At 61.8% G+C, this 21,510-nt stretch carries 15 protein-coding genes, 1 tRNA gene, 3 rRNA genes and 1 riboswitch; of the genes, 8 read left to right on the top strand and 11 right to left on the bottom strand.

What is annotated here, in order from left to right:
* Positions 1-184: 184 nt before the first annotated feature.
* The 3 genes from rrf to GKZ68_RS19080 all read right to left on the bottom strand — a co-directional run bounded on the left by rrf (position 185) and on the right by GKZ68_RS19080 (position 5,061).
* Positions 185-296: ribosomal RNA gene (gene rrf / locus GKZ68_RS19090) — 5S ribosomal RNA — on the bottom strand.
* Positions 297-381: 85 nt separating this feature from the next.
* A 23S ribosomal RNA gene (locus tag GKZ68_RS19085) occupies positions 382-3,294 on the bottom strand.
* 251 nt (positions 3,295-3,545) lie between these two features.
* Positions 3,546-5,061: ribosomal RNA gene (locus tag GKZ68_RS19080) — 16S ribosomal RNA — on the bottom strand.
* The 16S, 23S and 5S rRNA genes sit together here, the layout of an rRNA operon.
* 748 nt (positions 5,062-5,809) lie before the next feature.
* Here GKZ68_RS19080 and GKZ68_RS19075 point away from each other — a divergent pair.
* Positions 5,810-6,826 carry an ABC transporter ATP-binding protein gene (locus GKZ68_RS19075; RefSeq protein ID WP_254244071.1) on the top strand — a complete coding sequence of 339 codons (1,017 nt, stop codon included), beginning with the start codon at positions 5,810-5,812 and terminating at the stop codon, positions 6,824-6,826.
* A gap of 32 nt (positions 6,827-6,858) precedes the next feature.
* Here the strand turns inward: GKZ68_RS19075 and GKZ68_RS19070 are convergent, their stop codons facing one another.
* The 3 genes from GKZ68_RS19070 to GKZ68_RS19060 form a co-directional block, all read right to left on the bottom strand.
* The gene (locus GKZ68_RS19070; protein WP_173117596.1) at positions 6,859-7,245 is read right to left on the bottom strand and encodes a DUF3037 domain-containing protein; all 387 of its coding nucleotides are present in this window, start codon (positions 7,243-7,245) and stop codon (positions 6,859-6,861) included.
* Entirely contained in the window at positions 7,223-8,020 is a 798-nt protein-coding gene (locus GKZ68_RS19065; RefSeq protein ID WP_173117594.1) for a HipA family kinase, read from the bottom strand. Before GKZ68_RS19065 ends, GKZ68_RS19070 begins: the two co-directional genes overlap by 23 nt.
* Before the next feature lie 92 nt (positions 8,021-8,112).
* Positions 8,113-8,185 (bottom strand) — tRNA-Gly (locus GKZ68_RS19060).
* Positions 8,186-8,270: 85 nt separating this feature from the next.
* Between GKZ68_RS19060 and GKZ68_RS19055 the strand changes: the two genes are divergently transcribed.
* The 3 genes from GKZ68_RS19055 (at position 8,271) to GKZ68_RS19045 (ending at position 10,110) form a co-directional block, all read left to right on the top strand.
* Positions 8,271-8,525 carry a hypothetical protein gene (locus GKZ68_RS19055; protein ID WP_173117592.1) on the top strand — a complete coding sequence of 85 codons (255 nt, stop codon included), beginning with the start codon at positions 8,271-8,273 and terminating at the stop codon, positions 8,523-8,525.
* Positions 8,526-8,569: 44 nt separating this feature from the next.
* Positions 8,570-9,121, top strand: a complete 552-nt coding sequence (locus GKZ68_RS19050; RefSeq protein ID WP_173117590.1) for a GNAT family N-acetyltransferase — start codon at positions 8,570-8,572, stop codon at positions 9,119-9,121.
* Positions 9,122-9,276: 155 nt separating this feature from the next.
* A complete protein-coding gene (locus GKZ68_RS19045) occupies positions 9,277-10,110 on the top strand; it encodes a hypothetical protein (protein WP_173117588.1) in 834 nt (277 codons plus the stop codon).
* Positions 10,111-10,128: 18 nt separating this feature from the next.
* Here GKZ68_RS19045 and GKZ68_RS19040 read toward each other — a convergent pair whose 3' ends face one another.
* On the bottom strand, positions 10,129-12,468 hold the full coding sequence (locus tag GKZ68_RS19040) for a radical SAM protein (RefSeq protein ID WP_254244070.1): 2,340 nt from the start codon (positions 12,466-12,468) through the stop codon (positions 10,129-10,131).
* A 254-nt stretch (positions 12,469-12,722) separates the two neighbouring features.
* Entirely contained in the window at positions 12,723-14,090 is a 1,368-nt protein-coding gene (locus tag GKZ68_RS19035) for an Nramp family divalent metal transporter (RefSeq protein ID WP_173117586.1), read from the bottom strand.
* A 208-nt stretch (positions 14,091-14,298) separates the two neighbouring features.
* Between GKZ68_RS19035 and GKZ68_RS19030 the strand changes: the two genes are divergently transcribed.
* Complete coding sequence (locus GKZ68_RS19030; protein ID WP_173117584.1) at positions 14,299-15,300, top strand: cation diffusion facilitator family transporter; 1,002 nt, start codon at positions 14,299-14,301, stop codon at positions 15,298-15,300.
* 63 nt (positions 15,301-15,363) lie between these two features.
* Here the strand turns inward: GKZ68_RS19030 and GKZ68_RS19025 are convergent, their stop codons facing one another.
* Entirely contained in the window at positions 15,364-16,005 is a 642-nt protein-coding gene (locus tag GKZ68_RS19025) for a DNA-3-methyladenine glycosylase (RefSeq protein WP_173117582.1), read from the bottom strand.
* 91 nt (positions 16,006-16,096) lie between these two features.
* A riboswitch (cobalamin riboswitch) is annotated at positions 16,097-16,320 on the top strand.
* 162 nt (positions 16,321-16,482) lie between these two features.
* On the opposite strand from GKZ68_RS19025, the gene GKZ68_RS19020 reads away from it, so the two are divergent.
* Both GKZ68_RS19020 and GKZ68_RS19015 read left to right on the top strand, forming a co-directional pair.
* The gene (locus GKZ68_RS19020; protein ID WP_173117580.1) at positions 16,483-18,489 is read left to right on the top strand and encodes a TonB-dependent receptor; all 2,007 of its coding nucleotides are present in this window, start codon (positions 16,483-16,485) and stop codon (positions 18,487-18,489) included.
* A gap of 72 nt (positions 18,490-18,561) precedes the next feature.
* Entirely contained in the window at positions 18,562-19,632 is a 1,071-nt protein-coding gene (locus GKZ68_RS19015; RefSeq protein ID WP_173117578.1) for a YncE family protein, read from the top strand.
* An 86-nt stretch (positions 19,633-19,718) separates the two neighbouring features.
* Here the strand turns inward: GKZ68_RS19015 and GKZ68_RS19010 are convergent, their stop codons facing one another.
* Positions 19,719-19,985: a hypothetical protein gene (locus GKZ68_RS19010; protein WP_173117576.1), complete on the bottom strand. Its 267-nt coding sequence runs from the start codon at positions 19,983-19,985 to the stop codon at positions 19,719-19,721.
* A gap of 524 nt (positions 19,986-20,509) precedes the next feature.
* Between GKZ68_RS19010 and GKZ68_RS19005 the strand changes: the two genes are divergently transcribed.
* Positions 20,510-21,082 carry an AraC family transcriptional regulator gene (locus tag GKZ68_RS19005; RefSeq protein WP_173117575.1) on the top strand — a complete coding sequence of 191 codons (573 nt, stop codon included), beginning with the start codon at positions 20,510-20,512 and terminating at the stop codon, positions 21,080-21,082.
* 71 nt (positions 21,083-21,153) lie between these two features.
* On the opposite strand, the gene GKZ68_RS19000 is transcribed toward GKZ68_RS19005, so the two are convergent.
* Entirely contained in the window at positions 21,154-21,489 is a 336-nt protein-coding gene (locus tag GKZ68_RS19000; RefSeq protein ID WP_173117573.1) for a four-helix bundle copper-binding protein, read from the bottom strand.
* Positions 21,490-21,510 lie beyond the last annotated feature (21 nt).

The raw sequence follows: 21,510 nt of genomic DNA, 5'->3' as shown, positions 1-21,510 counted from the left end.
AAAAGCCTTAACAAGCGCAGGGCCAAAAAACTGGTGCTGTCACTCGAAGAAATTAATCAAAAAGTCTGGACGGCCAGCCCCGAGATTTTTGTGCGCGCCGCTTCGCGCCTCGTTATGACTCAACGCAAGAGTCCTCCTGCTAGTCGCTGGTGAAAGCGAAGCAGGAGGACTCTTGTTGCAAAAAAGTTGGCGGCGACCGACTCTCCCACCGGTGAGGGCAGTACCATAGGCGCACCGGGGCTTAACGACTCTGTTCGGAATGGGAAGAGGTGAACACCCGGGCTAAAGCCACCATTGCTGGCGTTACTGGTCGTGTTCAGGGACCAATAGCAAAACCGTTGACATAAGGGAAAAGAAAAAGAAGTAGAAAGCTAGTGGGCCAAGCGTAAGTCCTCGGTTCCTTAGTACGGCTCAGCTATGCTGTTTCCAGCTTTACACCTGCCGCCTATTTACGTGGTCGTCTACCACGAACCTTTCATTGGGATGACTCATCTGGAGGTGAGTTTCGCACTTAGATGCTTTCAGCGCTTATCTGCTCCCAGCGTAGCTACCCGGCGCTGCCCCTGGCGGGACAACCGGCGCACCAGCGGCTGGTCCAACTCGGTCCTCTCGTACTAAAGTCAGGTCCTCTCAATCATCCAACGCCCACCACAGATAGGGACCGAACTGTCTCACGACGTTCTGAACCCAGCTCGCGTGCCACTTTAATCGGCGAACAGCCGAACCCTTGGGACCTTCTCCAGCCCCAGGACGTGACGAGCCGACATCGAGGTGCCAAACCTCCCCGTCGATATGAGCTCTTGGGGGAGATCAGCCTGTTATCCCCGGCGTACCTTTTATCCTTTGAGCGATGGCCCTTCCATGCGGAACCACCGGATCACTATATCCGTCTTTCGACCCTGCTCGACTAGTCAGTCTCACAGTCAAGCCCACTTCTACTATTGCGCTCTACATCCGGTTACCAAGCGGATTGAGTGGACCTTTGAAAGCCTCCGATACGCTTTTGGAGGCGACCACCCCAGTCAAACTACCCAGCAGCCACTGTTCTCTTGCAAAGCAAGAGTTAGGCAACAGGCACAGTAAGGGCGGTATTTCAACGTTGGCTCCACGAGAGCTAGCGCCCCCGCTTCGACGCCTCCCGCCTATGCTACACATACTGAACCCATCACCAATGGCAACCTATAGTAAAGGTGCACGGGGTCTTTCCGTCCCGTGGCGGGTACTCGGCATCTTCACCGAGACTACAATTTCACCGAGCTCACGGCTGAGACAGCACCCAAATCGTTACACCATTCGTGCAGGTCGGAACTTACCCGACAAGGAATTTCGCTACCTTAGGACCGTTATAGTTACGGCCGCCGTTTACTGGGGCTTCGATTCAAGCCTTCGCCTTGCGACTAAGCTCCCCTCTTAACCTTCCAGCACCGGGCAGGTGTCAGGCCTTATACGTCCGCTTACGCGTTAGCAAAGCCATGTGTTTTTGTTAAACAGTCGCTTGGGTCTTTTCACTGCGGCTTCTCTATCGCTAGAGGAAGCGTCCCTTCTCCCGAAGTTACAGGACCATTTTGCCGAGTTCCTTGGCCGTGATTCACTCGAGCGCCTCAGGATGCTCTCCTTGACTACCTGTGTCGGTTTGCGGTACGGGCCGAGCTAGGATACAACGTTTAGCAGCTTTTCTTGGCAGTCCTTAGGTACACTATCCACGTGGCCCGAAGGCCGTGTGGTACTATCACCTTTCCCCTAAGTCGGCGTACTTAACTACCATCTCAATAGGTACGGGCTTTAACGAGCACTTCCGTCCGCTCGCGGTACTTTCATTCCTGCGTCCCTGCATCACTTCCTAGTCCGGGGGCCAGAATATCAACTGGCTTGCCATCGGGTACACCTGTCGGCTCTCCCTTAGGTCCCGCCTAACCCAATTCCGATTAGCGTTGAATTGGAAACCTTAGTCTATCGGCGAATAGGTTTCGCACCTATTTTATCGTTACTCATGCCTACATGTGCTTTTCTGGACGCTCCACCATGCCTGACAGCACGGCTTCGCCGCAACCAGAATGCTCCCCTACCACTTACACAAAGTGTAAATCCCGCGCTTCGGTGCCTAGCTTGATGCCCGCGTATTATCGATGCCCGGTCGCTCGACCAGTGAGCTGTTACGCACTCTTTAAAGGAATGGCTGCTTCCAAGCCAACCTCCTGGCTGTCAAAGCAACTGGACCTCCTTTGTTCAACTTAGCTAGAACTTAGGGACCTTAGCGGCGGGTCTGGGTTCTTTCCCTCTCGGCCGGGGACCTTAGCACCCCAGGCCTCACTGCCGTGTATGAATTTGCTGGCATTCGGAGTTCATCAGGATTCGGTAGGCTCTGACACCCCCTAGTCCTATTGGTAGCTCTACCTCCAGCAAACCTAACCACGACGCTGTACCTCAATACATTTCGGGGAGTACGAGCTATTTCCTAGTTTGATTGGCCTTTCACCCCTACCCTCAAGTCATCCAAATCCTTTTCAACGGAAACTGGTTCGGACCTCCACAGCGTGTTACCGCTCCTTCATCCTGCTCAAGGGTAGCTCACTAGGTTTCGCGTCTACCCCCACTGACTACGCGCCCTATTCAGACTCGCTTTCGCTGCGGCTGCGTGTATCTATACACTTAACCTTGCCAGTGAGGAGTAACTCGTAGGCTCATTATGCAAAAGGCACGCTATCAGGGTATTGACACCCCTCTAACTGCTTGTAAGCACACGGTTTCAGGTTCTTTTCACTCCGCTATCCGCGGTTCTTTTCACCTTTCCCTCACGGTACTGGTTCACTATCGGTGTCTCAGGAGTATGTAGCCTTAGCGGATGGTGCCGCTCGCTTCAGACGGGGTTTCTCCGGCCCCGCCCTACTCAGGGTATCGCTACCGTGAATCAGAAATGTCACTTACCGGGCTCTCACCGTCTCTGGCGTGTTTTCCCACACACTTCAGTTATCTCGATTCAATCAGATGTTGCGACCCTACAACCCCACAGCGGCCGTAACCGCCGTGGTTTGGGCTCCTCCCCGTTCGCTCGCCACTACTTGGGGAATCATGGTTATTTTCTTTTCCTGCCGGTACTGAGATGTTTCAGTTCCCGGCGTTTGCCCCAGTCCAATACAGGAGTGGTCATCGGTCTTCAACCGATGGGGTTGCCCCATTCGGAAATCTCGGGATATAACGGGTATGTGCCCCTCCCCGAGCTTATCGCAGCTTATCGCGTCCTTCCTCGCCTCTGAGACCCTAGGCATCCCCCGTGTGCTCTTGCTTACTTCTCGCTTGCGATTCTCTACACTCGAAGTGTAGGAGAACTGTGCATCCGTCTGTGACGGACACACCCGCTTTGTACTTCTCTTTCTTGTTTTCCCTTACGTCAAAGAACGTTTACTACCCAATCGGTAGCAAATGAATAATATAACTCTAAAGTCATATTATTTAATAACTTAGAATGAGGAAATAGACAATGAATAGGAGGATATTTTGTGTAAAATATTTTAAATGTAAAACGTCACGAGTCGAGATTGCTCCAGAAAGGAGGTGATCCAGCCGCACCTTCCGGTACGGCTACCTTGTTACGACTTAGCCCTAATTACCTGTTCTACCCTAACTGGCTTCGTTGCGGAGCACCAGCTTCAGGTCTACCAGACTTTCATGGCTTGACGGGCGGTGTGTACAAGGCCCGGGAACGTATTCACCGCGCCATGGCTGATGCGCGATTACTAGTGATTCCAGCTTCACGGAGTCGAGTTGCAGACTCCGATCCGAACTGAGAACGGCTTTTCGAGATTGGCATCTGGTCGCCCAGTAGCTACCCGCTGTACCGTCCATTGTAGCACGTGTGTCGCCCTAGGCGTAAGGGCCATGATGACCTGACGTCGTCCCCGCCTTCCTCACTGCTTGCGCAGGCAGTCTGGCTAGAGTCCCCACCATTACGTGCTGGCAACTAACCATAGGGGTTGCGCTCGTTGCGGGACTTAACCCAACACCTCACGGCACGAGCTGACGACGGCCATGCAGCACCTTGCTTTGTGTCCCGAAGGAAAGGCTCATCTCTGAGCCGGTCACGCGCATTCTAGCCTAGGTAAGGTTCCTCGCGTATCATCGAATTAAACCACATGCTCCACCACTTGTGCGGGCCCCCGTCAATTCCTTTGAGTTTCACCGTTGCCGGCGTACTCCCCAGGTGGGATACTTATCGGTTTCCCTAAGCCACGGACAATCTTTAGCCCGCAGCGAGTATCCATCGTTTACGGCGTGGACTACCAGGGTATCTAATCCTGTTCGCTCCCCACGCTGTCGTGCCTCAGCGTCAGTAACAGCCTAGTCAGCTGCCTTCGCAATCGGGGTTCTGGACCGTATCTATGCATTTCACCGCTACTCGGTCCATTCCGCCAACCTCGTCTGTACTCAAGCCTCGCAGTATCCAGGGCAGTTCCGTTGTTGAGCAACGGGCTTTCACCCCGGACTTACAAGGCCGCCTACGCACCCTTTAAACCCAATAAATCCGGACAACGCTCGCACCCTCCGTATTACCGCGGCTGCTGGCACGGAGTTAGCCGGTGCTTATTCTGCAGGTACCGTCATCACTGCTCACGAGCAGCTTATTCTTCCCTGTCAAAAGCAGTTTACGACTCAGAAAGCCTTCGTCCTGCACGCGGCATGGCTGGGTCAGGCTCTCGCCCATTGCCCAATATTCCCTACTGCTGCCTCCCGTAGGAGTCGGGCCCGTATCTCAGTGCCCGTGTGGGGGACCAGCCTCTCAGCTCCCCTAGTCATCGTCGCCTTGGTCAGCCGTTACCCAACCAACTAGCTAATGACCCGCAACCCCATCTATACCCAATAAATCTTTAACTATCACCCGATGCCAGGTAAAAGCCTTATGCGGTATTAATCCGCCTTTCGGCGGGCTATCCCCCAGGTATAGGTAGGTTAGTTACGTGTTACGCACCCGTGCGCCACTATCAGTATTGCTACTGACCGTTCGACTTGCATGTATTAGGCCTGCCGCTAGCGTTCATCCTGAGCCAGGATCAAACTCTCCATTGTAAAATATTCCTGCACCCATGCGAACATGGGCTGATGTCGAGTGCTAATCCGACTCGTATTGACGAGTTAAATCTAATTCATTTTACGTAGTCGTTTCCTTTGCCGAAGCATCTGGAAACGCCTTCCTATTTTTGTCTATTTCCGTCATTCAAAGAACGTTGGTTGCTTCCAGTTGAAGCAACTTGGTGGGCTAAGTAGGCGGCCCCTTTTCGCTGTTTGCAGCGCCCTGTTTTAATTGGGAGTGCAAAGGTAGCTGAATTTTTTGACTTTCCAAATTTGAAAAGAAAAATTTCAGGTTTTTTCTTTTCTCGTTTTTTCAGTCTAGCCGCCTCCGGTTGAAGCGGGGTGCAAAGGTAACTCTTTTTTGGCTCCGCAACAACTGAAAAAGGAAATATCTTTCGTTACTATTACGAAGCGAGTTATTAGACAAGTAGGCGAGCCGTTAGGTTCCTTCCCAAATCTTTTTCTAAAAACAAGCGCTTTTATCCTCTCCCAAAGGCCAGTTGCCGTTTTGGGACTGCAAAAGTACTGCTCCTTTTGACTAGGGCAAGCTGCTACGTCAAAATTTTAGCCAGGATTAAAGTAAGTGCCTGAGAATAGGGCGTGAAAGTTTACAACTTCATTTGTAGTGGAGGCCCCCACTATGATGACATTGGCAATGCAAGCCAATCTTAGTCCGTTTGATGCCAGTGTTCCTTGGTACAGTGTCGCCCGAGAGATAGGCCTAGCTTTGTGAGCAAGCAGCAATATGCAGCTTTTGCTTACCTATTGTTTTCAAATTGAAATGGCGTTAGTTGAGGTAGCAGAGGTCAGCTTTGTAGAAAGAGGCATTACTGTATTATATCCGCTAAGCTTTAGGCAGTTGCAAGGCCAAAGACTGGCTCTGGCCGGGGAGAGCGGGGCCGGAAAAAGTACGTTGCTACAATTGATTGCGGGCTTGGTGCAGCCAAGTACCGGGGAGATACGCATTGCGGGCAGCCGGGTGCGCGGGCCGGCGGTAGCCTTGGTACCGGGCCATCCGGGGGTGGCTTATCTATCCCAACGGTCTGATTTGCCGAAGTTTTTGCGGGTAGTCCAGGTATTACAGTACGCCAGCAAACGTCCTGCTGGTGAGGCCCAGGCTATTTATACGCTGTGCCGCATCGACCACTTGCTGGCCCGGCGCACCGATGAGCTATCGGGCGGGGAGCAGCAGCGGGTAGCACTGGCGCGCCTGTTGCTAGGAGCACCTCGCTTGTTATTGCTGGATGAGCCATTTTCTAATCTGGACCGGGTGCACAAGCAGGTAATGCAGGGAATTATCGAGCAGCTAGGGCAGCAACTGGGTATTACCTGCCTGTTGGTATCGCATGATGCGGCGGATACACTATCGTGGGCCGATGAAATTATGGTGCTGCAGCGAGGGCAGGTGGTGCAGCGGGGAACGCCTTTAGAAATCTATAGCCACCCCGTAAACGAATACACCGCCGCTCTTTTTGGGGACTATAATTTGGTGGTTGGAAATGAAGCGCAACAGTTGGCCCCAACTCTCCGGCAAGCCAGCCCACTCATGGTACGTCCCGAGCAGGTGCGACTGGCAGCCACTGGCCAAGGCCTGCCCGGTATCGTGCAAGCAATACGCTTTTTTGGCAGCTTCTACGAAGTAGCAATTCAATTACCTGAAAATACGATACGGCTGCGTACTGCTACTATAGAAGGAGTGGCGCCAGGCCAGGAAGTGGGCATTGAGCTGGCGGCGAGCGGCGGCTGGGTGCTGGCGCACTAGAAGTAGCACAATTGCTCAGACAGCCTAGCTCTTTACTGAACCAGCTCGGCGTGCAGCCTAGCCAGAGTTGCGGCGGCATTATCGCAGAGGCCGGGGTGGACGGGTGAGGTCTGAACGATGGTGCTGCGCTGGGCCGTGAGCCAGCGAAAGCGCGAGGCAATGGCTAGCTGCCCGATGGGCCCGCCCGTGGCCCGGCCCTGGCAAATGCGCTCGAACGAGCGCAGGCGCGCGCGCACATCGGCCAGGTCGAGCGACGCGCCAGCAAAGGCGTGCAGGCGGGCCTCGTTTAGCTCGCAGGTGGCTTGCAGAAAACCCTGAGCCGAGCAGTAAAGGATAACGCCCACATTAAGAAACTCTTCGCGCTCCACGCGGGGCACCACGCGCAGCACGGCGTACTCATACAAGTGCTTGGCGGGCATGGTCGGCTTCCTGGGTGAAGGTGGCGGAAACGGCCAGGCGCGCCTCCAAAAACTGCTGGTAGTTGGCGCGCTGCTCGGCAGCGGTGAGGTCGGGCTCCTGAAACCATTCATCGGGCACGGTGGCAATGATGCCCGCTAGCACTGCGGGGGTAAGGCGGGCGCGGGCTTCGGCATCGGCGGCGGCCAGGGCCGTGGCCTGAGGCAGCAGCACATGGTCTTTCACGGAAGGAAAGGGCCTGGTGGCCGATTTCACCCAGCTAGGGCCGGTGTGATGCACGTAGAGCGCCGCACCGTGGTCAATAAGCCATAATTCTTTGTGCCACAGCAGCATATTCGTATTGCGGGCGGTGCGGTCCACATTCAGCGTGAGGCAGTCGAGCCACACGATAAGGGAGGCAAGGCGCGGCTCAACGGTAGTTACCAGCGGGTCGAAGGTGCTAGCCCCCGACAAGAAATGCAGGGCCAGGTTTTGGCCGGTGCTGGCGCGCAGCAAGTCCTGGATTTCCTCGTCGGGCTCGGTGCGGCCGAAGGCTTCGCTCAACTCCGCAAATACCAGTTCGGGCACGCGCAAACCCAGCGCGCGGGCCAGCTCACCAATCAGCAGCTCGGCAATCAGCACCTTAATTCCCTGGCCGGCCCCCCGAAACTTGAGCACGTAGCGAAACCCATCGTCGGCCTCGACCAGGGCGGGCAGCGAGCCGCCCTCCCGCAGCGGTGTGATGTAGCGCGTAACCTCGACGGTGCGCAGCGCGGGGGATGGTGGTTCGTTTATCATCAATAAAAAGGTGGCGGCTAGCCTGCTGTCGGCCGCTAAAGCTAAACTGAAACGGCCACCCAGACTTGCATCCGGATGGCCGTTAATTACTGAGCGAGAAACGAGGTTCGAACTCGCGACCCTCAGCTTGGGAAGCTGATGCTCTACCAACTGAGCTACTCTCGCGGGGGTGTTGGTGAAGCAAAGGTACGTGCGCGCGGGTATTTAACAAGGGAACATCGCGCCGGGCCGGTGTGTTTAGTCGGCAATCATGCCTTCTGCCCGTCGCCCTACCTCCCGCGTCATCCTGACGCCCGCTTCGCGCCGTATAGTGGCCGGGCTACTCATTGCGGCGGGCGTATTGTTCATGATTGGCTATGCCCTGCAACTGTACGTGCTGCTGTATGACTGGCGCCGGCTAGGGGTGCTGGGTGCCGGGCCGCTGGCCAAAACCCTGGTGGGCCTGAGCGCGGGGGCGCTCACCAATTATGCGGGCTGGCGCGTGGGGCTGCACCGACCCACGTAGCTGCGTAAGTAAGATTGGGAGGCGCTGCCGACCTTTACGGGCCTATGTCTTCTCCCCTTCGTATTGCCGTGGCCAAGGCCAACCTGGCCACGGCCACCCGCCTGGCGGCGCTGGGCCGCCAAACCTTCAGCGAAACCTTTGCGGCCAGTAATACCCCCGAGGATATGGCGGCCTACCTGGCCGAGACCTATGGCCCCGACTTGCAGCTAGCCCAGCTGCAAGACCCGCGCTGCACCTGCCTGCTGGCCGAGATGCAGGGCCAGACCGTGGGCTACGCCCTACTCCAGGAGGAATCGCGGCTGGGCCTGCCCGACGACGCCCCCGCTAGCCGACAGCTCGAAGTCAAGCAGCTCTACGTGTTGGAGGACTGGATTGGTACCGGGCTGGGGGGCGCGCTCATGCGCCGTGCCCTGGAGGTGGCGGCGGCGGCCCAGGCGACGGCCGTGGTGCTGGGCGTGTGGGAGCACAACACGCGCGCCCAGGCCTTTTACCAGCGCTTCGGCTTTCACGAAGTGGGGGCGGTGGCGTTCCGGCTGGGGCAGGATGTGCAGCGCGACCTTATTTACCGCAAAGGGCTGGCGGGGCGGGCTAGCTAGTACTTTTGGCGTATGCCGCTTCGCCGCTTGTTTCGTTGCGCCCCTCCCCTGCTGGGCTGGCTGCTGGCTAGCCTGGCGGCCTGCCAGCCCCAGCCCGACGCAGCTCGGGCTAGCCCGCCGGTGCCCCCACCGGCCACTACGCCGGCGCGCTGCAAGTGGCGGGCCAGCCCGAGCTGCGCGCCATGCTGGAAGTGCGCCACCCCCGCCCCGGCCACTACGAGGCTGAGCTGGTGCTGCCCCAGCAGCCCGCCTTCAGCTTTGTGGCCGACAGCCTGAGCTTTGCCCACGACACGCTGCGCCTGGCGCGGCCCGGCCGGGCCGGCGAAACCCTGGCCCTGGGCCACCAGGGCAACTTCTGGCGCGGCACCCTCACCCTCGACTCGGTGCGCTACCCGCTGCTGCTGGTGCGGCGCGGCGACCCGGAGCCGGCCGTGTACCGCGTGCGGCGCGATGAGGTGGCCGGCACCACCGGCCCCGCCCTGCTCTTCAGCCCCGCCGATGAGAGCCTGCCGGGCCTGGGGCTCGCTTTTTTTACTACGCCGGGCACGGCGCTGGCCGCCCCTAGCTGGGCCGATGCCCTAGCCCGCCAGGGCCACACCGTGCTGCTGCTGCCCCCGGCCGATACCCTCACGGCCCCCGCCCTGGCCAATGCGCTGGCCCTGCTGCGCCGCACGGCCGGCGTCGATACGGCCCGCGTGGGCGCCTGGGTGAGTGGGCGGCCGGCGGCCTCCCTGCCACTGCTGCTGGCCGAGAATACCGCCTCGCGGCCGGCCTTTGTGGTGGTGCAGGCCCTGCCTGCCCTACCCCCGGCCACACGGGCGGGCTGGCACACCCTGGCGCAGCACCGCCGGCTGCTCGCCCTCTACGGGGCTAGCCAGCCCAAGGCCGATGCCGCACAGGCCCGCGCCCTGCTGGGCCGCCAGCAGGTGCGGCAAGGCACGGAGGCCGCCTTGCAGACCCAGGTTATCGACTGGCTGCGGGCGCGCTAGGCGCGGCCTGGCCCCGGCCTACACCAGCAGCAGGCCTTTTTCGCGCAGCAGCTGCCAGGCGGGGCTAGCCAGAAAGCTCTCCCACGAGCCGGCGCCGGCGGGGAAGCTGGCGGCGGCTTCTTTGAGCAGGATTTTGGTGTCGTAGTCGGTGCTGAGGCGCGTGAGCAGCGCGTGCAGCCAGGGGCCGATGAGGGCGGTGGTTTTCACCTCGAAGTCTTCGGCCTGCTCGTAGCAGGTGAGGATGGCGCGGGTGGTGGGCTGGCCTTTGGGGCCGCCGGTGGGCTTGAGGTGCAGCGCGGGCGCGTTGCCGAGCCAGAACAGGCGCCGGTTGGGCTGGGCCGCGTCGGGCTTGGTGGGCTCGGCCAGGGCCTGCTGGATGAGCTGGCGCGGCACCGTGGGGCGCGGCACCTTAAAGTCGAACCAGAAGCTGAGGGGCTCGCGCAGGGCCACGCCGTGCAGGTAGTTGTAGAGGCTCTTGGCCAGGCCGGGGCCGAAGAGCTCGTGGTTGGCCCCAAGGGGGTCGTCGTGCCAGAGGTCATTCCAGGCGAAGGGGCCGGGCGCGGGGCCGGTGGCCACCACCTGGTACTTGGCGGGGTTCTTGCCCACCGGCGAGTGGGCCGTCATCGAGAAGCGGTGCCAGTAGCCGCTCTGCACAATACCGGCCTCGAAGAGCTGGCGCACTACCTCCAGCGAATCCACGGTTTCCTGGGCAGTTTGGGTCGGGAAGCCGTACATGAGGTAGGCGTGCACCAGGATGCCGGCCTCGGTGAAGCCCTGCGTGACGCGCGCCACCTGGGCCAGGGTCACGCCCTTCTCCATGAGGGCCAGCAGGCGGTCCGACGCCACTTCGAGGCCGCCCGAGATGGCGATGCAGCCGCTGGCGGCCAGCAGGCGGCAGAGGTCGGGCGTGAAGGTCTTCTCAAACCGGATGTTGCCCCACCAGCTGATGCTGACGCGGCGCTTGAGCAGCTCCACGGCCAGGTCGCGCAGGGCCAGGGGCGGCGCGGCTTCGTCCACGAAGTGAAAGCCGGTCTGCCCGGTCTGGGCCACGATTTGCTCGATGCGGTCCACGAGCAGCGTGGCGGGCGCGGTTTCGTAGCGGCCGATGTAGTCGAGCGTCACGTCGCAGAACGAGCAGCGCTTCCAGTAGCAGCCGTGGGCCACGGTGAGCTTGTTCCAGCGGCCGTCGCTCCAGAGCCGGTGCATGGGGTTGAGCACCTCAATCACCGAGAGGTAGTCCGTGAGCCGGAGGTCGGAGTAGTCGGGCGTGCCCACCTCGGGGTGCGGAATGTCGGGGTGCGGGTAGTTGACGTACTCAACCTGGCCGGCCTCATTGCGCAGAAAGGTGCGCTGGAGCAGGTGCCGGCCGTCGTCGCTAGCCTCAGGATGACCATCACTACCCTGCTCGTCATGCTGAGCTTGTCGAAGCATCTCTACCGCTTCATCCGAGCTGTGCTGATGAAGCGGCAGAGATGCTTCGACAAGCTCAGCATGACGCTCCTTTTTGTCTTTTTTGTTCTGCAAATACGCGAACAGCCGCAGCCAAGGGCCCTCACCGTCGTCGAGGGTGAGGTAGTCGATGTAGTCGAAGAAGCGCGGCTCCCGGAGGCCGCGCAGCTCGGTGTTGGGGTAGCCGCCGCCCATCACGGTCACGATGGCGGTGTGGGTTTGCTTGATGCGCTGGGCTAGCCGCAGGGCGGCGTAGAGGTTGCCGGGAAAGGGCACGGTGAAGCCCACGATATCGGGCTGCACCTCGGCCAGCCGCTCGTCGAGCAGCTCCAGCAGCATCGTATCGACCAGGTTAGGAGCGGCTTGCAGGGCTTCGTGCAGCGGGTCAAAGTGAGTGGCCGACATGGCCAGGCTCTCGGCATAGCGCGAGAGGCCAAACTGCGGCCCCACGGTTTCTTTGATGAGGTCGGCCAGGTCCTCTAAATACAAAGTGGCCAAGTGGCGGGCCTGGTCGGTGAGGCCCATCGTGCCGAAGGCCGTGTCGAGGTCGGCCACGTTGTCGAAGCGGCTGGCCTCGGGCAAGAAGCGGCCATGGCAGATGCGGGGGGCTAGCGTGAGGTCCTTGTTCTGCAAAAACCGGATGGCCGGCCCGATGGTGGCCTCGTAGCGCCGGCGCAGGCGCAGCATGCGCCGGGCATTGTCGCTAAGGTCGTAGCCGCCGGCTTCCAGCTCGTCAAACACCCTGGTCAGGCCCGCCTGCGAGAAGAGGCGCAGCACCAGCTCGAGGCTGAAGTCGGCCTGGTGCACGTCGTAGCCGCGCCCTACCAGGAAGCCCTTGATGTAGGCCGTGGCCGGGTAGGGCGTGTTGAGCTGCGTGAGCGGCGGGGTGAGGAGCAGGAGGCGGGGCAAGGAGCGAGGCACGGGGGTACAAACCTACGGCGCGGCCCAGAGGTTCAGGCGGCCGCGCCGCTCAGAGCGACACTGGCATTTTCATGCCTCCGATACGTCCGGGATAAAAAAGGCCGGGCCATCCGTTGAGCGAAGTTGCGCTGTACCCAAGCTACTTAAGTCGCCTCAGGTGGGCTAATCAATGCTGGCAACTTTGGCGCCCTCCAAGGTGTGGTGGCGGTTTTGCGCGGTGGCGCCAGGAGGACATCTCACCCCTAGCCCGCCACCGTCTGCCAGAGCAGGAAAGCATTGAGGGCCATGATGAGGCCCGCCACGGCCCAAGCCACCACGCGCACCCAGGGCCGGTTCACAAACACGCCCATCTTAAGCTTGTCGTTGGTGAACAGCACCAGGGGCACCACCGCGAAGGAGAGCTGGAGCGAGAGCACTACCTGGCTGAACACCAGCAGTTGGCCCGTGCCCCGCTCGCCGTAGAGGATGGCCACTACCAGGGCCGGCACCACCGCCACCAGCCGCGTAAGGAGCCGCCGTACCCAGGGCTTGAGCCGCAGGTTGAGGAAGCCTTCCATTACAATCTGGCCGGCCAGGGTGCCGGTGAGCGTCGAGCTCTGGCCCGATGCTAGCAGGGCCACGGCAAACAAGACACTGGCCGCCCCCGCCCCGAGCACCGGCGTGAGCAGCTTGTGGGCGTCGGCAATGTCGGCCACGTCCTCGTGCCCCTTGCCGTGGAAGGCCGCCGCCGCCGTGACCAGGATGGCCGCATTGACAAAGAAGGCCAGAAACAGCGCCACCGTGCTGTCGATGGTGGCAAACTTGATGGCTTGGCGCTTGCCCGCCTCGGTGGGCTCAATCTGGCGCACCTGCACGATGCTGCTGTGTAGGTAGAGGTTGTGGGGCATCACGGTAGCCCCCAGAATGCCGATGGCTACGTAGAGCATGGCCGGATTGGTAACCACCGCCGGCTGCGGCACCAGCCCCCGGGCCAGGCCTAGCCAGTCGGGGTGCGAGGCCACAATCTCGTAGACAAAGCAGGCGAAGATGAGGAAGATAAGCCCCGCCACCAGGCTCTCAATCAGCTTAAACCCTTTGTTCTGCATCAGCAGCACCAGCAGCACATCGAGCGTGGTAATGGCCACGCCCCAGGGCAGCGGCAGGCCAAAGAGCAGGTTGAGCGCAATGGCCGAGCCGATGACTTCGGCCAGGTCGCAGGCCGCGATGGCGACTTCGCAGAGCAGCCATAGGGCAATGGCTATCGGCCGCGAATAATTATCGCGGCAGGCCTGGGCCAGGTCGCGGCCCGTTACGATACCGAGCTTGGCCGCCAGGTGCTGCAAGAGCATGGCAAACAAGTTGGAAACCAGCACCACGCTCAGCAGCGTGTAGCCAAAGCGGGCGCCGCCGGCCAGGTCGGTGGCCCAGTTGCCGGGGTCCATGTAGCCCACGGCCACCAGCAGCCCCGGCCCCCAGTAGGCCCGGAAGCGCTGCCAGAAGCTGGCGCCCGGCCCCGGCATCGGGATGCTGGCGTGGACTTCGCTGAGCGAGGTGCCCTGGCGGGCGTGGCGCCAGCCCGGCTCGGCAACGGCGGGCGCAGTAGTGGCAGGAAGCGTAGTAGTAGGCGGCAAGGGGCGTGGGGAGGACGACTGCAAAGCTAAGCCGTTTTTAGGGTAGTCTAAAAATATTTTTAAGCTACCCTAAATACTGTTTTGCCTCAAAAAAGTTGCTGCTGCGGAGCGGGAATTTGCGGCGCTGGGCCAGGGTGCTGGCTTACCAGCGCCGGGCTAGCCCGGCCGTGCCGACCTTTGCCGGGGCTTTTGCTCCTAGCCTTCCCGTATGCCCGCATCTCCCGGCCTCAAGCGGCGCCTGGGCCTGCTCTCCCTGATGGTGAGTATTGCCTTAGTGCTCACCAAATTCTACGCCTACCGCCTCACCCACTCGCAGGTGGTGCTGACGGATGCGCTCGAAAGCATTATCAACGTGTTTACCAGCGGCTTTGCGCTCTATAGCCTCTACCTGGCCGACCTGCCCAAGGATGAAAACCATCCCTACGGCCACGGCAAAGTCGAGTACCTGAGCATTGGCTTTGAGGGCGCGCTCATCTTCATTGCGGGGGTATTTATTCTGTACAGCGCCACGCTGGGGCTCATTCACCCGCACCCGGTGGCCCGGCCCGACTGGGGCGTGGCCTTGCTGGCGAGCACGGCGCTGGTCAATTTTGGGCTGGGGCTGTGGCTGGTGCGGGCCGGGCGGCGGGTGCAGTCGGTGGCGCTGGTGGGCGATGGCAAGCACCTCTACATCGACGCGCTCACGAGCATTGTGTCGTCGGCGGCGCTGGTGCTGGTGCATTTCACGGGCATTATTCAATTCGACGCGGGCGCCGCGCTGGCGCTGGGGGCCTTTATTCTCTACAACGGCTACCAGCTGGTGCGCAGCGCCGTGGGCGGCCTCATGGATGAGAGCGACCTGAGCACCGTGGCCGAGGTCATTGCCGAGTTGCAGCGCCTGCGCCGTCCCTGCTGGATAGACGTGCACAACCTGCGCGTGCAGCGCTACGGCGCCAACCTGCACATCGACTGCCACATGCAGATGCCCTACTACTACTCGCTGGAGAAGATTCACACCGAGATTCACGAAGTCGAGGAGCTGATTCGCGCCCGCTTCGCGGCCGTGGAGGTTGAGATGTTTGTGCACGCCGACCCGTGCTCATTTGCGGCCTGCTCGCTGTGCCACATGCCCGACTGCCCGGTGCGCCGCCACCCCTTCGAGCGCGAAATCGAGTGGGACATTCACAACGCCGTGAAGGACGAGCGGCATCACCTGTCAGTTATCAGTTAGCGATGAGGGGGGCATTAATCAGTTTATCCTTGCGTGGCGCTCGCAATAACAACCTGCTTATGCTCACTTCGCCGGGCTAGTCCACCTGCTGTCTTTGAGGCGGAAGCGCCAGGGCAGCGCCGCGGCTTCGGGGCCGGCGTATTCGAGGCCCACGCGGGAGCTAGCCAGCACATTATCAGCGCTTATCACTTCGCCCGCGTCCTCAATCCATACAGCCGGGCCGGTTAGCAGCTCCCCGTTGAGGGCGGGCGTGAGGCCCAGCGCCTGGCTCAGCACGCCGGGGCCGGCGGTGAGGTTGCGGGCCACCGTGGCTAGGCCCCGGCGGCGCAGCATAGTATCGATGCCCTGCAGCGGCTCGATGGCCCGGATGAGCACCGCATCGGGGTGCGCGGCATCGTGGGTGGTGATATTGAACAGGGTATGCACGCGGTACACCGTGTACAAATAGGCGTGGCCGCCGGGCTGGTATAAGGCCTGCGCCTGCTTGGCCTTGCGCTGCAAATGCAGGGTAATGCTGGGGTCGCCCTCGTGCCGGTAGGCCTCCGTTTCGACGATGCGGCCGGTGGCCAGCTCGCCCTCGAGCAGCGTGCACACGTGCTTGCCGAGCAGCTCGCGGGCAATGGTGAGCACGTTGGGGCGCTGGTAGAAGGCTAGCGGAAGACTATTGCCAGGCTTGCTTTGGGGAAGGTCAAAGTCGGTTGTCATAGCGAGCGGAACACGGCAAGAAAAGCTCGCCCGTTCTACTTTGTTACGCTCACTACGACGGACAGTTTTTAATTACGCCTCGAAAGCAGCGTACCTTTGCCCTCGCCACGGTGACCAGACTCCTATCCAGGGAGCGAGGTTGAAAAGGGAATCCGGTACCAAGCCGGAGCTGTCCCCGCAACTGTACGCGCTACATCGGGGTGGGCACCCCACGCCACTGCCGGCCTTGGCTATCAGCTTGATAGCCGGGCTAGCGGGAAGGCCGCCCACCCGGCAGCGCAAGCCAGGAGACCTGCCAGGGCACTCACAGGTTCAGCGCTCGCGGAGGACGGGCGGAGAACGGAAGCAGCGTGCCCGACGCGGTCCTGGTGGCGGCGCGGGCCCGGTGGTTTCGGCCTCAGCCCCGGCGCGGTTTGCGGCTTCGGCCCCGGATTTCGACAGGGTTTTGGACTGAATTTTCGCTTGAAAATTTAGTTCGTGTTGGTTTTCAGTCTCTTTGCAACAGCGTTTTCTCGCCCGGCCGGCGGGCGGCTACTCGGTGCCCTGGCGGTACTGCTGGCCGCTAGCCCCGCCGCGCGCGCCCAAACGCCCCGCCCGGCCGACACACTCACTACCCGCGCCCACCGCCTGCCCGAGGCGCAGGTACGGGCCGTGCGCCCGAGCCGCTTCGCCATCGGCAGCCGCCGGCTGGTGCTCGACTCCACGGCCCTGGCCCAGTACCGGGGCGCGGCGCTGGTTGAGCTGCTGGAAGCCCGCACCCCGCTGTATATCAAGAACTATGGGCCGGGGCAGCTGGCGTCGATTTCGCTGCGCGGCACCTCGGCGCGGCACACCGCCGTGCTGTGGCAGGGACTGAACATCACTATTCCGTCGCTGGGCGAGGCCGATTTTGCCATTCTGCCGGTGGGGGCGGCCACGCGCATTGCGGTGCAGCCCGGGCCGGCCGCCGCGCTCTACGGCAGCGGCACCATCGGCGGGGCCGTGCTGCTCGACACCGACCTCGACTGGCGGCCCGGCCTGCGCGGCAGCGTGCAAGCCGATGCGGGCAGCTTTGGGCTGCGCGGCGGCAGCCTGGAGGCGCGCGGGGCCGCCGCCGGCGTGGCGGCCCGCACCGCGGCCAGCTGGCGCACCGCCCAAAACGACTACCTCTACACCGTGCAGGAGGCGCGCGGCCCCGTGCAGCGCACCCTCACCAATGCGGTGCTGCACCACCAGTGGAGCTTCAGCCAGGATGTGGCCCTGCAGCTGGGGCTAGCTGGCGAACTCACGGCCAGCGCCTGGCTCACCGATACCGACCGCGACATTCAGCCCAGCGTGTATGCCGCGCCCACCCTCACCCGCGAGCGCGACCAGAGCCGCCGCCTGCTGCTGGGCTACCGCCGGGTGGCCGCGCCGGGGCGGCAGTGGTCGGTGCGCGGCGCGTGGTTTGAGGACGTGCTCGACTACAGCGACAACGGCGCCACCAGCCACTCGCTCATGCACACCACCCAGGCCCAGGCCGACCACACGGCTGCCCTGGGCCAGCGCGGCAGCCTGCGGCTAGGAGCCGAGGTGCAGCACTTTGCCGCCCGCATCGATGGCTACGGGCCGGGCGAGGTGAGCGAGAACCGCGCCGCCGCCTTCGCCCTGCTGCGCTATGACCCGCGCCCTGGCCTGCGGCTGTCGGCCAACCTGCGGGCGGCGGCGCTGCCCGGCGGGGCCACGCCCCTCACGCCCACGGCCGGCCTGGAGTGGGACTGGCTAGGGGGCCACCTCACGGCTACCGGCGACTCGGCCCACCATACGCTCACGCTGCGGGCCAGCGCCTCGCGCAGCTACCGCGCCCCTACCCTGAACGAGCGCTACTGGCACCCCGGCGGCAACCCCGACCTGCGCCCCGAAACCGGCCAGGGCTACGAGGGTGGCCTACAGCACCGCCTGCGCCTGGGCACCCTGGCTAGCCTGCAAACCGAAGTAGCCGCCTTTCATCAGCTGGTGGATGACTGGGTGCAGTGGATGCCCGACGACCAGGGCATCTGGACGCCGCGCAACCTGCGCCGGGTGCGCAGCCAGGGCCTCGAAACCACCGCCGCCCTGCGCCTGCGCCGCCAGGGCTACCGCCTGCACGCCCGCGCCGCCTACAGCCTCACCCAAACCACTAAGCTCCAGGGCTCACCGGCCGACTACGACCCCGTGGGCGTGCAGCTCATGTTTGTACCCCGGCACCAGGCTTCTTTCACCACCGACCAGCAGTGGCGCGGCTGGCTGCTCAGCACCCAGGCCAGCGCCGTGGGCCAGCGCTACACCGATGCCTCGGGCACGGCAGCCCTGCCCGCCTACGCCGTGGCGGGCGCCACGCTGGGCTACACCTGGCACCTGGCGGGCTGTGACCTCACCGGCACGGTGCGCAGCTATAATCTTCTTAATCAGCAGTATTCGGCTTATCCCGGCCGGCCCGCGCCGCCGCGCGGCTGGCTAGCCAGCCTGCGGCTGGGCTGGCGCTAGCCGGCCCTGGCGGGGCTAGTACACATTTTCTTTTTCCCTTTTTACAAGACGCCTTTTTAGCGTCGCCTTTCTATGAAAAAATTGTTTCGCCCTTTGGTGCTGAGCACCGCGCTACTTGGTTTCCTGGCTAGCTGCCACAACAGCGACCCGTCGCCTTCGCCCACGCCCACCGGCGCGGGCCAGTACGCATTCGTTATCAACGAGGGCAACTTCAGTAACGGCATTGGCTCGGTGAGCCGCTTCGACAAGACGAGCAAGGACCTCGTGACCGATGCCTTTGCCACGGCCAACGGCGGGGCGGTGCTGGGCAGCGTGGTCGAAAGCATGACGGTAGTAGATACCAAAGGCTACGTGGTCGTCAACAACAGCAACAAGATTGAGGTCGTGTCGCTGCCCGATTTCAAGTCAACGGCCACCATTGCGGGCCTCAACCAGCCGCGTTTCCTGGTGCGCTCGGTGGCCAACCCCGGCCGCGCCTACGTAACCGAGTGGCTCGGCGGCCCCTACCCGGCGCCGTACACGGCCGGCCGCATCAGCATTATTGACCTCACTACCAACAAAGTAACCGGCACCATCCCGGTGGGCATCAACCCCGAAAAGCCCGTGCTGGTGGGCGGCAAGCTCTACGTGCCTAATACGGGCAGCACCTTCCTCACCGTCATTGACGACGCTACCCCCACCAACACCCCCACCACCGTTGCCGTGCCCACCCCGGCCGGCAGCGTGGTGGCCGACAAAAACAATACCCTGTGGGCATTGTGTAGCACCGATTATGGCAGCCAAGCGGCCACCTTGCTTCACTACAACGCCAGCCCCAGCGCCGGCACACTACAAAAGGCCTTTCCCTTCCCCACGGTGGGCTCGGGCGGCGGCCTGCGCATCAGCCCCGATGGCTCGCAGCTCTACTACAGCTACGGCAAGGGCGAGTACCGCATGAGCATTACCGACGCGGCGCTGCCTGCCACGCCGCTCATTCGGCGCAGCTTCTATGGCTTTGATATTGACCCCGCTACGGGCCTGCTCTACGGCACCGACGCCCTCAACTACAGCAACCCTGGCCGCCTGCTGCGCTACCAGCCCAGCGGCACCCTCATGGACTCGACCACCGTGCAGGTGAGCCCCAACGGGGTGGTTTTCTACTAGCCCACCCGGCCAGCCTCAGCCCACGAAAACGGCCTGCTTCTTTCTGAAGCAGGCCGTTTTCGTGGGCTGAGGCACCCTGAAATCGACTAGTCGGCAATGCCGTCGTGGTTGCGGTCTATGGCGCGGTCGGCATTTTTATAAATCTGCTTGCCGGTGGGGCGGTGCGCGGTGTCGCGGGCCAGGCCAGCAGTGGCCGAGTCGGCGCCGGCGTTGGCGGGCTTGGTGTTAGGAACCATCTTTTTAGTTGAGCCAAGCTCAACGTTGGTATCACCGGCCTTGGTGCCGGTGTTGCAGGCGGCGAGGGGCAGGGCCAGGGTGGCAAGCAGCCCTAGCAGGCGGGTAGTGCGGGTCATTGGAAAGAAAAGTTTGAGCGCCGACGGGCGGCCGGTGAGAGTAGGCAAGCAAGGTACTGCGCAGCTGCGAACCTGGGAGCTAGTACCGCAAAAAGCCGGTGCGGGTTGCTAGCCACCGGGCCGCGCGGCGCAGTTGCGGCGTGGGCGGTAATTTTGCGGCATGGCTCGTTCGGCTCCCGCTTCTCTTCCGCAGCGCCTGCGCCGCCGCCTGGCCGCCTACAATTGGCGGCCGGCCGGCGTGCTGGCGCTAATCAGCTTCGTCTTGAGCTTCAGCCTGATAAGCTATTTATTCGGGTTCGGTGACCGTTTTTTTGGGCGGTTCAGCGCAACCTTCTTCATTGGATTTTCTTTATTAGCCGTTACTTTTCTGGCTGTTATTCCGTTTATTGGCTGGGCCACCAGCCATTGGTTTGGTAAAAGCTGGTCGGGGGCACCTACCCCGGCGCCGGCGCGGCGGGCCGGCCCACCGGCTAGCCCGCCCCCAGCCCCGCGTCGTTCCACTTCAGTATCTTAATTTCTAGTCCGTGAAAACCAATCTGCTGCACATCAAGAACATGGTTTGCCCGCGCTGCGTCGAGGCGGTTCAGAATCTGCTGGTGAAAGCCGGCTACGAGCCGACCAAGGTGACGCTGGGCCAGGCGCAGCTAGCCCCCGGCACGCCCGTTGACCCCCGCGTGGTGGCCCCGCTGCTGCGCGAAGCCGGCTTCGACGTGCTGCTCGACCGGGCCGAGCAGCTCACCGAGCAGATTAAGGCGGTGCTGCAAGAATATCTGGAGCACCTGCGCACTGCGCCGGCCCCGCTCACGACCTCGGCTTTCCTAGCCGACCGCTTCGCGACTACTTACTCGCACCTGAGCAAGGTGTTTTCGCGCACGGCCAACCTAACCATCGAGAAGTACCTCATTCGCATGAAGATAGAGCGCGTGAAAGAGCTGCTCAGCTACGGCGAAATGACGCTGGTGCAGATTGCCGACCAGCTGCGCTACAGCTCGGGCCAGCACCTGAGCAACCAGTTTCGGCAGGTGACGGGCCGCTCGGTGAGCGAGTTTCGCCGCATGCTCCAGCCCGAGCGCCTGTCAATGGATGCGCTGAGCTAATTAATACCAATTAGACCAATAAAAAAGCCCTGCTTGCAGAAGCAGGGCTTTTTTATTGGTCTCGCTAGCTACTAGGCCGCGTAAGCCTGGCAGGCTTCCAGGCAGGCTTGGCAGGCCTGAGCGCACTGCTGGCAGTGGTCGTGCGGATGCTTGGCACATTCATCGTGGCACTTCTGGCACAGCTCAATGCACTCTTTGATAATATGCGGAGCGTGGGGCGAGTTGCGGGCGATGAAAGCGGCCGTGACCCGGCAGATATCCGCGCAGTCGCGGTCAAGGCGAATACACGGCACCATCATTTTTACATTGTCTTCACTCAGGCAGGCGTCGGCGCAGTATTCGCAGGCGGCCACGCAGCGGGCCAGGGCATCGAGCAGGGAGCGGTAATCGGCGAGAGCATTTTTCATACGAATTGGGGAGTTGGGTGA

Origin of the sequence: Hymenobacter sp. BRD128, assembly GCF_013256625.1 — a bacterium.
GTDB lineage: Bacteria > Bacteroidota > Bacteroidia > Cytophagales > Hymenobacteraceae > Hymenobacter.
This window is presented reverse-complemented; position numbering and strand designations above follow the sequence as displayed.

What these genes read in the sequence shown, in the direction of transcription:
- GKZ68_RS19075 (WP_254244071.1), top strand. Translation starts at nt 5,810, where the DNA reads ATGCAGCTTTTGCTTACCTATTGTTTTCAAATTGAAATGGCGTTAGTT.
- GKZ68_RS19070 (WP_173117596.1), bottom strand. Translation starts at nt 7,245, where the DNA reads ATGCCCGCCAAGCACTTGTATGAGTACGCCGTGCTGCGCGTGGTGCCC.
- GKZ68_RS19065 (WP_173117594.1), bottom strand. Translation starts at nt 8,020, where the DNA reads ATGATAAACGAACCACCATCCCCCGCGCTGCGCACCGTCGAGGTTACG.
- GKZ68_RS19055 (WP_173117592.1), top strand. Translation starts at nt 8,271, where the DNA reads ATGCCTTCTGCCCGTCGCCCTACCTCCCGCGTCATCCTGACGCCCGCT.
- GKZ68_RS19050 (WP_173117590.1), top strand. Translation starts at nt 8,570, where the DNA reads ATGTCTTCTCCCCTTCGTATTGCCGTGGCCAAGGCCAACCTGGCCACG.
- GKZ68_RS19030 (WP_173117584.1), top strand. Translation starts at nt 14,299, where the DNA reads ATGCCCGCATCTCCCGGCCTCAAGCGGCGCCTGGGCCTGCTCTCCCTG.
- GKZ68_RS19025 (WP_173117582.1), bottom strand. Translation starts at nt 16,005, where the DNA reads ATGACAACCGACTTTGACCTTCCCCAAAGCAAGCCTGGCAATAGTCTT.
- GKZ68_RS19015 (WP_173117578.1), top strand. Translation starts at nt 18,562, where the DNA reads ATGAAAAAATTGTTTCGCCCTTTGGTGCTGAGCACCGCGCTACTTGGT.
- GKZ68_RS19010 (WP_173117576.1), bottom strand. Translation starts at nt 19,985, where the DNA reads ATGACCCGCACTACCCGCCTGCTAGGGCTGCTTGCCACCCTGGCCCTG.
- GKZ68_RS19000 (WP_173117573.1), bottom strand. Translation starts at nt 21,489, where the DNA reads ATGAAAAATGCTCTCGCCGATTACCGCTCCCTGCTCGATGCCCTGGCC.